The sequence below is a fragment of the Paenibacillus sp. J22R56 genome (assembly GCF_056269375.1).
Genome location: NZ_JBWDNV010000013.1, coordinates 156528 through 173223 on the forward strand (window position 1 = coordinate 156528; position 16696 = coordinate 173223).

The 16696-nt window shown below is 46.4% G+C and carries 14 protein-coding genes; all 14 read left to right on the top strand.

What is annotated here, in order from left to right:
- The first annotated feature begins 11 nt into the window (after window positions 1-11).
- Window positions 12-2054 (top strand): discoidin domain-containing protein, encoded by a 2043-nt coding sequence (locus AC0YNT_RS27735; RefSeq protein ID WP_475807526.1) that lies wholly within the window; start codon window positions 12-14, stop codon window positions 2052-2054.
- Between the two features lie 485 nt (window positions 2055-2539).
- A complete protein-coding gene (lspA, locus tag AC0YNT_RS27740; protein WP_475807527.1) occupies window positions 2540-2992 on the top strand; it encodes a signal peptidase II in 453 nt (150 codons plus the stop codon).
- A 192-nt stretch (window positions 2993-3184) separates the two neighbouring features.
- Entirely contained in the window at window positions 3185-5206 is a 2022-nt protein-coding gene (locus tag AC0YNT_RS27745; RefSeq protein ID WP_475807528.1) for a beta-galactosidase, read from the top strand.
- Between the two features lie 148 nt (window positions 5207-5354).
- Entirely contained in the window at window positions 5355-5930 is a 576-nt protein-coding gene (locus AC0YNT_RS27750; protein ID WP_475807529.1) for a LysE family translocator, read from the top strand.
- A gap of 25 nt (window positions 5931-5955) precedes the next feature.
- Window positions 5956-6735, top strand: a complete 780-nt coding sequence (locus AC0YNT_RS27755; protein WP_475807530.1) for an AraC family ligand binding domain-containing protein — start codon at window positions 5956-5958, stop codon at window positions 6733-6735.
- Between the two features lie 417 nt (window positions 6736-7152).
- A complete protein-coding gene (locus AC0YNT_RS27760) occupies window positions 7153-8793 on the top strand; it encodes a type 2 periplasmic-binding domain-containing protein (protein ID WP_475807531.1) in 1641 nt (546 codons plus the stop codon).
- 27 nt (window positions 8794-8820) lie between these two features.
- The gene (locus tag AC0YNT_RS27765) at window positions 8821-9783 is read left to right on the top strand and encodes an ABC transporter permease (protein ID WP_475807532.1); all 963 of its coding nucleotides are present in this window, start codon (window positions 8821-8823) and stop codon (window positions 9781-9783) included.
- A 13-nt stretch (window positions 9784-9796) separates the two neighbouring features.
- Window positions 9797-10672 (top strand): carbohydrate ABC transporter permease, encoded by an 876-nt coding sequence (locus AC0YNT_RS27770; protein WP_475807533.1) that lies wholly within the window; start codon window positions 9797-9799, stop codon window positions 10670-10672.
- Window positions 10673-10678: 6 nt separating this feature from the next.
- On the top strand, window positions 10679-12067 hold the full coding sequence (locus AC0YNT_RS27775; RefSeq protein ID WP_475807534.1) for a hypothetical protein: 1389 nt from the start codon (window positions 10679-10681) through the stop codon (window positions 12065-12067).
- Window positions 12068-12079: 12 nt separating this feature from the next.
- Window positions 12080-12931: an NAD-dependent epimerase/dehydratase family protein gene (locus AC0YNT_RS27780; RefSeq protein ID WP_475807535.1), complete on the top strand. Its 852-nt coding sequence runs from the start codon at window positions 12080-12082 to the stop codon at window positions 12929-12931.
- Window positions 12928-13656, top strand: coding sequence for an SDR family NAD(P)-dependent oxidoreductase (locus tag AC0YNT_RS27785; protein ID WP_475807536.1), 729 nt, complete (start codon window positions 12928-12930; stop codon window positions 13654-13656). The genes AC0YNT_RS27780 and AC0YNT_RS27785 overlap by 4 nt, the downstream gene beginning before the upstream one ends.
- A gap of 20 nt (window positions 13657-13676) precedes the next feature.
- Window positions 13677-14459, top strand: coding sequence for an alpha/beta hydrolase (locus tag AC0YNT_RS27790; RefSeq protein WP_475807537.1), 783 nt, complete (start codon window positions 13677-13679; stop codon window positions 14457-14459).
- Between the two features lie 21 nt (window positions 14460-14480).
- Window positions 14481-15110, top strand: coding sequence for a ThuA domain-containing protein (locus AC0YNT_RS27795; RefSeq protein WP_475807538.1), 630 nt, complete (start codon window positions 14481-14483; stop codon window positions 15108-15110).
- A 172-nt stretch (window positions 15111-15282) separates the two neighbouring features.
- Entirely contained in the window at window positions 15283-16674 is a 1392-nt protein-coding gene (locus tag AC0YNT_RS27800; protein ID WP_475807539.1) for a glycosyl hydrolase, read from the top strand.
- Window positions 16675-16696: the final 22 nt, after the last annotated feature.

A 16696-nucleotide genomic window follows, 5' to 3' on the forward strand; every position in this document is an offset into this window, starting at 1 on the left:
GGAGATAACACATGGGATTTCATTTTCGCAGAGCATCTGGACTAATGGCGGGAGTTATGCTGGCAGTGGCCATAATTCCCGGTACTTTCGCATCGGCAAGCACAGTGGATGGTAATCTTGCAGGGAAGCCAACACAAAGTCAGGTTTATAATCAGCAGCTGTTCAAAATTCACGTCGTGGACGCCGAGACGGGCAGAGGGATTCCGGCCGTGGAGCTGAAGACAACCAATAACATCCGTTTTTACACGGATAGTGCCGGTAATGTTGCTTTTGACGAGCCTGGGCTTATGAATGAGACGGTCTTCTTCCATCTGTCCAGCAGCGGGTATGAAGTGCCTACGGACATGTTTGGCTATCGCGGTCAAGCGGTTAATGTGACGCCTGGCGGGAACGTGACCATTCAAATGAACCGAATTAATATAGCGGAACGGCTGTACCGGGTAACCGGACAAGGGATTTACAGGGACAGTGTTATGCTTGGTGAGACGACGCCGATCGAAGAGCCACTTCTTAACGGGAAGGTCATGGGTCAGGATTCGGTTCAGACGATCAAATATAAGGATAAGCTGTACTGGTTCTGGGGCGATACGGATCGGCCTTCTTATCCGCTCGGAAATTTCCGTGTGACAGGTGCCACCTCAAAACTCCCTAGCCAAGGTTTGGATCTCGATGTTGGTGTAGACCTCGACTATATTACACGTGAGGACGGCTTTGTGAAAAGTCTCGTTCCGCCTCTATCCGATGGAGCGAACATCGCTTGGGTTTTTGGACTAATGACGGTAAAGGACGATAGCGGTGAAGAACGGCTACTGGCTGCTTACAGCACACATGATCCTAACCCTCATTCGTTTGGCATTCTGATCTTTAATGATGAGAAGCAAGAGTTCGAGCAGCTGGTCCAATTCCCGGGTGTCAGCGACTGGCGTTACGCGGGTATGGGCGGGCAAGGAACGTATTATGAGGATGGCGGCAAAGGGTATTATATTTTCACACAGCACGAGTATCCGAATATTCGGGTAGAGGCGAAGATGGAATCAATTATAGATTACACCCAATACGAGTATTTTACCCCGCTTGCGCCAGGAACAACTTATGCCGGGGCAAACACGCAGCTTGAGCGTGATACTGATGGCAAGCTGGTATGGGGCTGGAAGAAAAACACGCAAATGCTTACACAGGAACAGGAGAAAGAGTTGATTGGACTTGGTGTCCTTCATGCAGATGATGATCGCTATTTCCAACTGAAAGACGTGGATTCAGGCGACGACGTTCAAATCGCTCAAAGCTCCGTCGAGTGGAATGAATACCGCCACAGCTATGTGATGATTGGTCAGGAGAAATTCGGCAAGACCTCGCTGCTGGGCGAACTCTGGTTTGCGGAAGCACCAGCGCCAAATGGACCATGGAAGGTCGCTAAAAAAATAATTACCCACAACGAGTATTCCTTCTATAATCCTTCCCAGCATGAGTACTTCATCAAGGATGATGGCCGTTACCTTTACTTCGAGGCAACCTTCACCAATACGTTTACGGATGCTCCCGCTATGCCGCGTTACAACTATAATCAGATGATGTATAAGCTTGATCTTGCTAACCCGGTGCTGAACTTGACACCGCCAACAGGACCGGAACTCATTGAACTAGCTAAAGGAAAAGCAATTACTGCTTCTTCCTCGGAGAGTGCACACCAAGCTGTTGATGGCAATGATGGAAACAGTCAAACACGATGGGCATCTGACTCCTCCGATCCGCAGTGGATTCAGGTTGATCTCGGCGCTCCGAGACTAATCAGCCGAGTTAGACTGGAATGGGAGGCGGCTTATGGCAAGGGCTATCAAATTCAAGTGTCGAATGACGGGCAGAACTGGACCGATGTCTATAGCACAACTTCAGGAGACGGAGGTACCGATATCGTCAACTTCGATGAAACTGAGGCTAGATATGTAAGGATGTACGGTACATCCAGAGGTACGATGTACGGCTATTCGTTATGGGAGTTCAAAGTGTTTGGTCAGGCAACGAATTCTGAAGCTCCTGAACAGGTAGAGGAGTAATCAGCAGACAATAATTAGACTTTAGAACAAGAGACATTCGATTCCTCTTATTTGGGAAGCGGATGTCTCTTTTTACTGGCTGCATCCTCCTATGCATCATACGCTTAAACGCTGTTACGTTGGATTTCGTCCAACGTAACAGCATTTAGGGACGTCACATAGCCTCCTATGTTGGATTTCATACAGTAAAAGGAGCTCCACTCGCCCAGTGGCAAAGATAGTAGCCCGATCCTGTTGGATGGAATCCAACAGAGGAGCGGGGGATTAGTGTCAGGAGCGATTATACTGGATGAAATCCAACATGCGGAGGTGAAGGTATCATGATAACTGCATCCTCCTATGCGTCACATAAGCTAAATGCTGTTGCGTTGGATTTGTAACCTCGGATTGCTGAACAGTCAATCGGGTTAAGAGATTATGATATCATTAAGAGGAGTAGAGGTATTAAATCGTAAGGTAAATGAATAAGGAAAGGCGAGTTGTCTATGCTTTTTTATATCATTGCAGCATTTGTTGTATTGATTGATCAACTGTCAAAAATATTAATCCGTATTCACGTAAAGATTGACGAAACCTACTCCCTATGGGGTATTCCAATGACTCATATTGAGAACAGTGGCATGGCTGGAAGCCATTTTCAAGGTTATGGTCGTCTCTTTGGGGTCTTAGCTGTCCTGTTTATAGTGGTTGTGATCTACAATCGAAGAAAAGGGATGTTTAATGGGAAAATGCTCGAGATTAGCTTGGCTTTTCTAGTAGGGGGAGCGGCTGGAAATGGCATTGATCGATTGTTGTTTGGGGAAGTCACTGATTTTTTAGTATCACGTTCCGGTAACGGTGTGCTTAATATGGCGGATCATGCGATTGAAATTGGAGTATTGCTATTAATCATTAGTTTGATCATTCGACCGTTAAAGAGAGTCTTTAGTCATAGTTAAGCTTATGATCCGAAATGATTCGCAAGATTTTATTCTTTATTGGTTATGAGTGTTTGAAATTTAGTTGTCTTTCAAAGGTTGGATGACAATATTTTGATACAGGTCGCATCTTTTTGTCGTTTAAACAAGTCAGCCCGTCCTCTAAAATGAAGGTAAGAGTTTACTTTATTTCAATAAGAGGAGAGCTCAAAGATGCAGCAATTATACTATGGTGTGGCTTACTATGACGAATATATGCCTTATGAGAGACTTGAAGAAGATATTCGAATGATGAAGGCTGCCGGCATTAATCTTGTTCGTATTGCAGAGTCGACATGGAGTACCCATGAGCCTCAAAATGGGATCTTCGATTTCACTAGTGTTGATCGTGTCCTAGATGCGATGTATGAAGCGGGAATTCATGTTATCGTCGGAACGCCAACGTATGCTGTGCCGACATGGATGGTTAAGGAGCATCCGGACGTACTGGCAGAGACATCAAGTGGGCCAGGGCGTTATGGGGCAAGGCAGATCATGGATATCTCTAATCCGACGTATCTCTTTTATTCAGAAAGAATCATCCGCAAGCTGATTGGGCGAGTATGCAAGCATCCCGCTGTCATTGGGTATCAGGTAGATAACGAAACGAAGCACTATGGGACCAGTGGGGCTAATGTTCAGCATCGGTTCATTAAATATATGAAAGACAAATTTGGTACAGTCGAGCAGCTAAATAAGGAATTTGGCCTCGACTATTGGAGTAACCGAATCAATAGCTGGGAGGACTTCCCTTCGGCTGTAGGTACTATTAACGGCAGTCTTGGTGCAGAATTTTCCCGATTCCAGCGTCAGCTGGTTACTGATTTCCTAGCTTGGCAAGTATCCATTGTGAATGAATATAAACAGCCTGATCAGTTCGTGACGCATAACTTCGACTTTGATTGGCGCGGATACTCGTTTGGTGTCCAGAAGGATGTAGACCACTTCGAAGCGGCAAAGGCACTCGATATTGCTGGTGTCGATATTTATCATCCCTCTCAGGACGAGCTGACAGGGAAGGAAATCTCGTTTGGAGGCGACTCCACTCGTTCTCTCAAGGGAAATAACTATTTCGTGATCGAGACACAAGCGCAAGCCTTTCCGAATTGGACTCCTTATCCTGGTCAGCTTCGGCTTCAAGCTTTCAGCCATCTTGCTTCAGGGGCTAATATGGTCGCTTATTGGCACTGGCATTCGATTCATAACTCTATTGAAACCTATTGGAAGGGTCTCCTCAGTCATGATCTGAGAAGCAATCCAACGTACGAAGAAGCGGTAACGATTGGCCGAGATTTCAAGAAGCTGTCTGCAAACTTGGTTAATTTGAAAAAAGAAAATCGGGCTGCAATGCTTGTCAGCAACGAGGCTTTAACCGCAATCGAATGGTTTAAGCTGCCTGGAGGCGAAGTGCGTTATAACGAAATTGTTCGTCTTCTCTATGATCGGTTATATGAAATGAACATAGGCTGTGATTTGCTGCACCCAAGCTCTTATGACAGGTTCAAGAACTATGATCTGATTGTTGTTCCAGCATTGTATGCAGCTTCAGATGATCTCCTGGAGAAGTTAAATCAATATGTGGAGTCGGGCGGTCATGTTGTTTATACGTTTAAGAGTGGGTTTGCTAACGAGCATATTCAGGTTCGGACGGGCATTCAGCCAGGTATAATCGAAAAGGCATGCGGCATTCAATATAGTCAGTTCGTAGAGCCCAACAAGGTTTCGCTTAAGGGAAATCCTTTTGAAGTTGAAGGGGAGTCTAATCAAGTTAAGGTCTGGATGGAGCTCCTTACACCAACAACAGCGGAAGTACTCGCCTGGTATGATCACCCCTACTATGGGACGTATGCTGCCGTAACGGAAAACAAATATGGTCGTGGTACAGCCACTTACATCGGTTATGTACCAAGTCCAGAAGTTGCGGGGAAAGTATTAGAGAGGGCCTGTAAGGCTGCAGGATTATATGACCTGGATCAAGAGCTTCGTTTCCCGTTAATCGTTAAGTCGGGAGTGAATGAAGCGGGTAAGACCATTCGGTATTACTTTAACTACTCAAGTCAATCGGAATCTTTCTCGTATCCCCATAGGAGCGGGATAGAGCTATTGTCTGGCCGGAATATCCTGCCGGGTGAGTTGATCGAGTTAGACCGCTGGGGTTTTGTCATTATTGAGGAGAGCGAAGCCTCTGTGAAATAAGTTAATAAGGAAATTCGTTTAGGAAGGCCCAAACAGTGTCACATGGTTGGGCCTATTTTCATGCTAGAGGAACATCTGCAATAATGTACTATAGGCAATTCCTTTTCGGATGTAGGATATGAGGAGAGCGTGAAAGGAGCGGCTTCTCATGGATATGACATCCTTTTTTCTTTACTGTATGATTGCTACTTTTACACCCGGGCCTACGAATATACTCATCTTGTCTACGGTGACCAATGCCGGGACGAAGAAAGCGATGAAATTCTCGTATGGATCGGCGATTGGTTTTGGTTTATTGCTTGTTCTATCTGCTGCCTTGAATACGATACTCATGACAGTGATACCGAAGATCTTGGTATTCATGCAATTAACTGGAAGCCTGTATATGGTTTATCTCGCGTATCGAATGATTAAGAGGAATTCTTCGCAAGCAGCGGTAAACCAAGCGGCAACATTCCGATCCGGCTTTGTGCTGCAGTTTCTGAATCCCAAGACCGTACTGTTCGCGTTGACCGTTATTCCAACTTTTATCATGCCTTATGCCAACGGAATCCCAATGGTTACCGTCTATATCGCAGGGATAACGTTAATCGGATTTTCTGCTTTTATTACCTGGGTTGTGTTTGGTGCCGTATTTAAGGAGTTTTTACATAAGCATCAAACGGCGGCGAATCTGATCATGGCTTTATTTTTAGCTTACGCAGCCATTATGATATGGGAGTAGGTAAGCTTATGCAGAGGTGTGCGAGATGGAGAAATTTATATATAAGAAATCGGCAGGTATTACGGCGTTATCAGCAAGTATGACGGAATTCAAGTATAAGAAGCATGCACATAAGGAGTACGCGATAGGGGTCACTTTACGTGGGATTCAACATTATCATTTGGACGGCAGTCTGCAATTATCCCATAAGAATGGCATTATGCTGTTTCACCCCGAACAGACTCATGACGGAATGGCACATGATAAATCAGGGCTTGATTATGTCATGCTTTATATTGATCCCGAGCTGCTGTTACAAGTAATGGAGAAGAAGAATATCATGCGTTTCTCAAGTCCTGTCGTGTATGACCGAATGCTTGAACAAAAAGTATTAAATCTGTCCAATGCCATATTAAGCGAAAAAGATGAGGCTTTATGCAGTGAATTATTCCTGTCACTCACCGATCGCCTTGATCACTCCAGTCTTTCAACAGACTACATGAGGAAAGATCATGTGTTAATCCGAAAAGCCAAGGATATGATTCATGCCGATTTGGAGCATGTTCTGAAGCTGGATGAGATATGCAAGGAGCTTCAGCTGTCCAAATATCAATTTATTCGTTTATTCAAGGCTCAGACAGGAATTTCACCCTATCAGTATTTTCTTAACTGCAAGGTTGAACATGCCAAGCGGGTCATTGAACAAAGCAAAGACATTTATTCTGCAGTAGCTGCCTGTGGTTTTGTTGATTTGACTCATCTGAATAAACATTTTAAAAGTGTATATGGAACAACAGCATACGAGTATATCGCGTATCTGAAATAAAAATGGCTGAACAGGATCAAACCTGTTCAGCCATTTTTATTTTTCTACTCCAGCACCCGGTAAGCACGAGGGGAGAGGCTGGGCTGGGCAGCTCGCATCGGCATGTGTCAGCAGTTAGTGCTGAAAAAATAGGCTATAAATTTCAACAAAATTAAACAAACTCAGGGATTTACTAAGGATTCTATTGGTATTTGGTGGTATTCCGGAAGTCCTAAACACGGATATTTAGGGATGTAATCAGGATGAATGTCCTACGGAAAAATATTTTAAAATTATTTTTAATTAAATTAAATTTAAATGTTTACAAATGTTGAATCGTTAGGATATACTCTTTTTGGGAATGTAAGCGTATTCTTGTTGAAAATATTGAAATGCGATGTCGCGCTTACCTTTACTAATCTTTTGGGGGTTATCGACTTGAATATAACGATGCAGAGAACAATGCTGGCCGTCTCTCTGGCCGCAATAATGGCTGTGGCAGCATGTTCAAACGGAAACGAAAATACCAAATCCGATGCTGAGAATAAGAAGGCGACGAATACGACAACCAATGCGACATCGAATACAGAAACAGTTTCATCGGAACCTCTCAACGTTACCATGACTCTGATGGCAGGTTCCAAAACGCCGGATTCGTGGGCGGAGCATACGCTTGAAGAAGAGTTGTCGAAGGCGATGAACCGGAAGGTGGACGTTCAGCCAATCTTCCTCCCTGACTGGTCAGAGCTGAATACGAAGATCAACCTGATGATGAGTGCGAAAGATACGCGGCCTAATATTTTATGGACTGGTGATACGAAGGAATTCTCGAAATGGGTGGAAGCGGGGATTGCACAGGATCTGACGCCATCGCTGCAAAAATACGGGAAAGATATTTTGGGTTATTACACACAGGATACGATGTTCTACCACTGGGATAAGAGCGGCAAAATATTCCGAGTTCCCGGAGACGTGCCGGAAGCGAGTTATATGACGACGATTTTGCGTAAAGACTGGCTTGATAATCTCGGTCTTCAAGAGCCAAAGACACTTGATGAATATGTGAACGTACTTCGTGCATTTACGAAGGATGATCCGGATAAGAACGGCAAGAACGATACATACGGCTTGTCCGGCGATAACTATTACCGGAGTCTTGCGCCGTTCTTCTATGCTTATGGCATCGATGTGGAGAACTTTATGAAGCAGGATGATGGTTCAATCAAGTTTGGTGCACTCATGCCGCAAGTGAAAACAGTGCTTGAATTGCTTCAAGGCTTGTACAAAGAAGGTGTACTTGATCCGCGAATGACAACGAGTGCGAACAATGATGATGGCAAGGTTAATGACATCTTTGCTTCTGGTAAGGTTGGTTCCTTCTATCGTTGGGTTGATTATTTCAATCCAGGCAATTCGACAACGATCTCGTTCAAGAAGCTGAATCCTACAGGTCAGTACATCTCGATTGATCCAATCCAAGGACCAAATGGCTTCAGCTCCGATATGCCGGATCCACAGATCGGCTGGTGCTACCTTATTGTAACCGACACGATCGATACCGACAGCGCTGTTCAAGTGCTGGATACAATGGCGAAGCCGGAAGTGTTCAAGCAGCTTGCATTTGGTAAAGAAGGCGAGCATTACACGATGAACAATGGTGAGTTCGTGCCAACTATTCAACCAGAAGAAGGCAGCAAGCTTGGACTTGGCAACTTTGGCTGGATCATGCAGCGTAAGGACGCAGCAAATATTAAGAATACACCGGAAGTAACGGAGATGTTCACGAAGAAGATCGAGACTTCTCAGCCAATGCGCGACAAGATTGTAGTGTTTAAGGCGATCGACCGTCCGGAATGGGATAAATATTCGGCAGATATTAAGAAAGTACGCGATGAATTGTTCTGGGGAATTATTACAGGCAAAACACCGGTATCTGCATTTGACGATTTCGAGAAGCAATATTTGAAGCTTGGCGGCAAGCAAATTGATGAGGAAGCAGTTAATTTGTTCAACACACAGCAGGAAGAACGTACGGCCTACGATGCGTGGTATGAAGCGAACATTGTTCCTTACAAGTAAACGCGGCATGAGAAAGGAGAGAAGCTCATGGAGCAACAAGCAGAGCTTGTAATGACGAAGCCAACCAGACATAGCTTGAAGCGGAAGGGCACGCTGCTAAAAGATATCATGCGGGATAAATACCTGTACCTGCTGCTGCTGCCCGGGATGCTGCTCATTCTCCTCTTTCGTTACGGTCCGATGTATGGTGTTGTGATTGCCTTCCAGGATTACAACATCTACAAAGGGATCGGTGGAAGTGAGTGGGTCGGATTTGATCAGTTCCAGCGGCTGTTTCGTTCGCCTGACTTTACCGAGGTGCTGACGAATACAATTGTCATCAGCCTCTATAAGCTGGCGGCATCGTTCTCGCTGCCGATTATCTTGTCGCTGCTGCTGAATGAACTTAAGAACGTTGTGTTCAAACGAATAGCGCAGTCCATTATTTATTTGCCGCATTTTATTTCTTGGGTTATTTTCTCCGGTATTATTATTACTTTCCTGAATCCAGTGGACGGTATGGTGAATGTCATCATTCGTAATTTTGGAGGAACACCAATTGATTTCCTTGGTGACGTACGTTATTTCCGTTCCGTGCTGGTGATAAGCGACATTTACAAAGAGGTGGGCTGGGGGACAATCATTTACCTAGCCGCCATAGCTGGTGTAAGTGCAGATTTATATGAAGCAGCGCGGATTGACGGGGCAAATAAATTAAAGCAGATGTGGCATGTTACGCTGCCGGCCATCCGCCCAGTTATTATTATTCTCGTCATTTTGAGCTTGGCCAATATTCTCGAAGCAGGCTTCCAGCAAATCTTTCTGCTCTATAATGCGCTTGTCTACGATGTTGCAGACATTTTGGATACATACGTTTATAGGGTCGGTATTCAGCAAGCGGATTACAGCTATGCGACCGCTGCCGGATTATTCAAATCTGCCGTTGCGATGATCCTTATTCTGACTGTGAATAAGATCGTGAAGGCGACAGGACAGGATGGGCTATGGTAAGGAGGGATTTTGTATGGGTATGACAAGAGGCGAGAAATGGTTTATGTCGGCAAACGTCTTGTTTTTTATCGTTTTAATGGTGATCATGGTCTATCCATTCTGGTATATGATTATGGGCTCGCTTAGTGATTCTTCCCTGACGGCGGACGGAGGATTATTCCTCCTCCCTGCAGGTTTCTCCTTCTCGGCTTATTTGGCCGTTTTCCAGAACGTATCGATCTTGTCCGGCTTTAAGGTGACGCTGATAACTACTGTTGCAGGCGCGTTTCTTGGGACGTTCTTGTCGGCGGCAATGGCGTATGCCTTATCCAAAAAACGGCTTCGTGGTCAGGGCTTTGTTCTATTCCTTGTCTTGTTCACGATGTTGTTCAGCGGAGGGATGATTCCTTCCTATCTGCTGGTAAAAGAGCTTCATATGGTTGACAGCTACGGGGCGCTGATCCTGCCTGGATTGATGAGCGCATGGAATATATTCGTCATGATTGGATTTATGCGCGGGCTTCCGGAAGAGGTTGAGGAAGCTGCAAAGATTGATGGAGCGAATGATCTAGGGATCTTTTTCCGAATTGTACTGCCACTTTCCAAGCCTGTGCTTTCAACCGTTGGTCTATTTATCGCCGTCGGCTATTGGAATGATTTCTTCTCTTCCGTGCTGTATGCGACAAATAAGGATATGTGGCAGCTTCAGATGGTACTGAAGGATTTGATCAGCAACACTTCTGCTGCAATCTCGCAGGCTGGTATCGCGATTAGCGTACAGCAAGAGGTGAATGCTTTTACCGTTAAGATGGCCTCCATTATCGTATCTTCATTACCGATTCTGATCGTTTATCCGTTCTTGCAGAAGCATTTTGTAAAAGGTGCACTAATCGGTTCGGTAAAGGGGTGATGAGGGGTGCAAACAGATACACAGCAAGTCGTTCGAGTCGATAGCGACAATGTACTTACTTCTTATTATTGTGGCGTCGGCTTCGAATGGGATCCGTCTGACGATCACGATTATACAGAAGAGCAGTGGCAGACGATTTTTCAGCGGGTTGCATACACGCGTGTTCCGATCATTAGGCTGATGCTGCGAGCGGCCTCCTATGTTACAGGCTGGGATGAAGCGGGTAATCCGATCTATGATTGGGAGTCCGCGCATATGCGCAGGGTGTATCGTATTCTTGACTTTTGTGAGGAGCACCGGATAGACGTCATTATTGGCGAATGGAGCCGTAGTCCCGAAATAGGGATCACGGTTTCCGACAATCCTGTCTGGGCAGAGTTAATTGGCGATTTCCTGGCGTACATGCTTGATGTGCGGCGTTACACGGTGCTGCGTTATTACAACTTCATTAATGAGCCGAATGGCTATTGGGCAACGGAAGACGGCGATCGGTTTGCCATTTGGTCAAGAGGTTTGCGCAACCTTGAGGGTATTATGAGAAAGCGTCAGTTATGGGGCAGAATTGAGCTGCTGGGCCCGGATTCCTCTAATGAGGATGAGTGGGTAGATTGGTCTGTTCATGAGCATGGCCCGATCTTGTCAGCATATGATGTGCATCGCTATGTGATGGATGAGGATATTCGAAGTGGGGAGATGGAGCGGCAGATTAGGGTGAAGCGCAGCTACATCGACGAGCATGATCCGGAAGGCGCTTCGAAGCCTTATCTGATGACTGAAGCGGGGATTGTGGAGGGGAAGGATGAGCTCCATGATCAGCAGCCGCGCGTAAAGACGTTTAAGTATGGCGTCCTTATGGCTGACTTTACGATTCAATCTATTCTCGGCGGGCAAGCAGGGATGATTGCTTGGATGCTGGATGATTCGATGCATCGGGCACCGGGTTACACAAGAGGCTCGGGCGAGCTGAAAACATGGGGCTTCTGGAATACGGTTGGACCAGTAGAGGAGCAGGCACTTCGACCGTGGTATTATCCAATGTCGCTATTGTCCAGGTACATGCCAAGAGGATGCAGAACCGTTCGTGTAGATCTTGGCAACAGACCACTGGTGAGAGGTGCTGCGGCATTTGCGGATAATGGTGTAACCGTAGCGATTGTGAATGAAGGTTCTGAGTCTATGCAGCTCACCTTTGTAGTGACTGGTGTGCATGAGGTTCGAACGTTAGCGGAATATGTATATGCCGAATCATTACGTCCTGCTGATCCAGATGGTTTTCCTGTTCCTGCAAGCCTGCGCAGTGATGTGAATCTGGATGCGGGCATCAAGGTCACGTTACCGGCATGCAGCTTCGTTCTTCTCACTTCCATGTCCATCGCAGAAGAGTGGATGCAGTGAGGGGGGGGGCTTTTGAAGGTTGCAGTTACAGGAGGTAATGGCAGAATCGGCAGGCAGGTCATTAAGGAATTACTCGCGTTTGGCTATGAAGCTGTGTGTATTGACCGGGAGCTGCCAGTCAAACGGATTTGCCAAACGAAGATCGTAGATCTGACTAAGCTAGGTCAAGTGTATGGAGCGCTGCGGGGAGTGGATGCGGTTATCCATCTTGCAGGTATCAATGCGCCGGGCACTTTTCCGGATGAATTGGTATTTATGAACAATACGTTATCCACTTATCATGTTCTGGAGGCGGCGGCAGGACTTGGTATAAAGAAAGCGGCTTGTGCTTCCAGCGAATCTATCTATGGTTTTTGTTATGCAGAAAAAAGGTTCGATCCGCGTTTCCTTCCGGTTGATGAATCACATCCGCTGCTTCCTCAAGACAGTTATGGACTGTCCAAAATCGCAGGCGAACAGGCTGCTAGCATGATTTTTCAACGTACTGGTATGCAAATTATGAATCTTCGATTCGGCCATGCTGCACTGCCTGATGAATACGACTGGTTGTCCACTTATTCGCGTGCTGAGCGGTTTTTGTGGAGCCATGTTGATGTGCGCGATGCGGCAGCGGCATGCCGATTAGCTGTTGAGGCAGAAGGGCTTGGTTGTGAAACGATGAATGTAGCTGCAGATGATACCTGCTCTTTGCTTCCTAATACGGAGCTGCTTCATCGGTACTATCCGCATGTGACCGATATTAGACAAGACTTATCCGGTCATCGGGCTTGGACGAGTAATGCAAAGGCGAAGAAGCTGCTTGGCTGGGCGCCGGTTCATAACTGGCGGAGTGGACAATTGAGCGGGAATGAGGAGTGTAAATGAAGGGGAAAGTCGCATGTGTAACTGGCGCAGACCGCGGACTTGGTTATGAGCTGGCGATTGCACTGGCTCGAAAAGGGTATGTGGTATTCGCTGGCCGTTATATGACGGAATGGACAGCGCTGGATCATCTACCGGCCGAGCTTAGTTCGTTGATCACGCCAATATTATTGGATATTTCAAATGAAGAGAGTGCTTTACGTGCCGCAAATACGATTGAGGATCAGTTCGGTAAGCTGGATTTGCTTGTGAATAATGCTGGGATTGCAGGCAACCACGACAGCTCTGTATTTGGCGGCATCGATTATGAGCTGATTCGTAGAATGTATGAAGTAAATACGCTTGGACCACTGCGGATGACGCAAGCTTTAAGCGGCTTACTTGTGCAGGGTGATGACAAACTTGTCGTTAATATTTCGTCAGAAGCAGGCCAAATCAACCAGACCTGGCGGGAGGGCTGGTATGGCTACTGTATGTCGAAGGCGGCGCTGAACGTGCAGACGAACATCGTACATAATGAGCTGCGTAGTCGAGGTGGGAAAGCGATGGCCATTCATCCGGGATGGATGAAAACGTATATGGGCGGCAAACGCAATGAGAATGCCGCGATAGAAGCGGAAGAGGCTGCCAGCGGAATCGTGGATATTATTATTCGTTACGCGTTGGAGGAGAATGAAACCGCCCATCCTCCATTTGTTGATTATGCTGGCAATGAAATGCAATGGTAGTTGCTTAGGAGGCGATAGTGATGGCTTTTTTACAGGTGCAGTTTCTCTCCGAAACGCTGCGGCAGGGATGCTCTATGAATGTAATCTTGCCCGAGCGTTATCATCGTCCGTCTGAGCCATTTGTGCAGCCCTATCCTGTGTTGTACTTGCTTCATGGCGCATCAGACGATCATTCCGCATGGCAGCGTAATACTTCGATTGAGCGGTATGCAGCTGAAAAGGGAATAGCGGTGATTATGCCTTCTGTGCAGTACAGCTTCTATTCCGATATGAAGCATGGCTATGATTATTTTACCTATATAGCCGAAGAGTTGCCGCAGATCGTAAAATCGTTTTTCCCTATTTCAGAAGGGCGGGAGGATACATTTGCGATTGGATTGTCGATGGGCGGGTACGGAGCATTTAAGTTAGGTGTTAGTTACCCGCAGAGGTATGCAGCGGTCGCTAGCTTATCCGGAAGTCTAGATCAGCGTACACGTCTTGAGGGAAAGACCTTGTTTAATAATACGGTTTTCTCAAAACAGGCTATGCTGACCTTCGGCTCGTATGAGGAATATGTGGGCAGCGACAACAATATCGGGCAGCTGTTGGAGCGGCGATTGGCAGAAGGTGTTACAATGCCTGCCTTTTATCAAGCCTGCGGAACCAATGATCATAACTATGATATTAATCAGTCCTTCCACGAAACCTTTCATAACCGTATCAATCTGTTATATGAAGTTGAGTCAGGTGCAGGTCATGATTGGGAGTTCTGGGACAAGTATGTGAGGCGGGCGCTCGATTGGCTGCCACTACGGAAATAAGGGATGGGGGGATTTAAGGTTATGCGTGTTGGGGTAATCTGCCATGATGAGTGGCATCCGGCGGAGGTCGTTCAGCAAGGCTTCGCTCAGCTTGCAAATGATCAATACGAGCTTGATTATATCGAGCATGCAAAAGATTGGTCGGAAGCATGGATGAATCAATGTGAGTTGATCGTATTGGCTAAGTCCAATCGTGTTTCGGCTTCAGATCGCACGTCTTGGTTGACGGAGGAGGTGCAAGGCTGCTTCCAAGCTTTTGTTGAACAAGGGAAAGGACTATTTGTTATCCATGCCGGTACGGTTGGCTATCTGGAGGAACCGTTGTTCCGCAGTCTAATCGGCGGCGGATTCCGTTCGCATCCTGCTCCCGGTGAGGTTGTGCTTCACCCTGTTCCTGTTCAAGATGTATTGGAGCCTGAACTCGAGCCGTTCGTTGTCCATGATGAACATTACCAAATGGAATTTGAATCAGGAGACGTATTTCTTACCTCGGAGTCTGCATATGGCAATTATCCGGCTGGATGGCGTCGCAAACAGGGGCTTGGGAGGGTTGCTGTGTTGACACCTGGTCACTATGTAGAAGTATGGCAGCATCCCTCTTATCTAAAGCTGCTGAAGCGTGAGTTGGATTGGTGCGCAGGTGAAGTCTGAATCGAAGTTGACTGCTTTTATTGCAAATAACAAATAGCCCCCTGAGATAAAGCTTTATAGCTAGGAGAGAGGGGGTTATTTGCTGTGCTATTCGAAAGGAGGTGGTCTATGAACAGCTCAATTCGGAGGCGTTTTCTGTTTACATGATTTTATCCTAAACGGAGGTGTAGCAATGATTAAAAAATTAGGTTTGACATGGGTTGTATTATGTTTGGCATTAACGGGTTTTATCGGCAGTTCATGGTTTAGCTCCGATCATGCATCAGCAGCGCCAAATATCGCATACAACAGGCCGGTGACGGTCTCATCGACGGAATCCTCCAGCTATCCGGGCTCTAATGCGGTGGATGCGAATGGCAATACACGATGGTCTTCCTCTTACGCTGATCAGCAGTGGATGATCGTTGATCTGGGTTCCAATCAGACCGTAGCAAGTGTTGCGGTAGCATGGGAAGCGGCTTATGCCTCACAATTTCAAATTCAGACTTCTACAAACAATTCCACTTGGACGACAGTCTACTCTAATTACAGCGGAACCGGCGGCAAGAACACGATTAACTTTGCGGCTACAACCGCGAGATATGTGAAAATCTATTGTATTCAACTAGCGACTGCATATGGGTTCTCGATCATCGAATTCGAAATCTATGGAAGCGCTTCAACAGATAAAGTTGGTGTGCTCGACTATTTGAAGAGTATTGATGGCAGCAAGACGGTCATTGGCATCCATAATCGTGAACCAAATTCCAACCCAGCTGTACAAACAAATCAGGCTAATAGTGTTGCTGGGCGTTATCCGGGACTTTGGAGCGGTGATTTTCTGTTCTCTTCCAGTGATGTAAGTAATCGTTGGACCATGATTGAGGAAGCGAAAAATCAATTCAAGAACGGTGCAATCGTCCAACTGATGATGCATGTCACTCCGCCAACACAGTCCGATGCCGGCAGCTGGGATGGTGGTGTGGTCAGCGAGCTTTCCAATACGCAATGGACGGACTTAATTACAAATGGCGGCACACTGAATAATGCGTGGAAAGCGCGGCTGGATACGTACGCGACTTATCTGCAGTACCTTGAGGATAACCAGGTAACGGTTCTGTTCCGTCCGTTCCATGAGATGAATCAGAGCCAGTTCTGGTGGGCAGGGCGTTCGGGAACAAATGGAACAGCGGCACTTTACCGCTTGACGCATGACTATCTTGTGAATACGAAAGGACTAACCAATTTAGTCTGGGTATGGGACATGCAGGATCTGGATCTGAGTTGGAGCGGGTACAACCCTGGAGCTGGTTATTGGGATATCTTCGCACTGGACGTTTATAACTCGGATGGCTTCACAACAACGAAGTACAATACGGCCTTAAGCGTTGCAGGTGGAAAGCCAATTGCGATTGGCGAGTGTGCAGTGCTTCCGACCGCCAGCCAGCTTGCAGCTCAACCGAAATGGGTATTTGCAATGAGCTGGGCGGAGCTTACGTTCAGCAGCAATACGAATGCTCAGATTCAAGCGTTGTATGGGGCTTCTAATGTGATCACGAGGGATGAATTGCCTGCTTTGAAATAGGATTTATTCAACAAATTTCAAC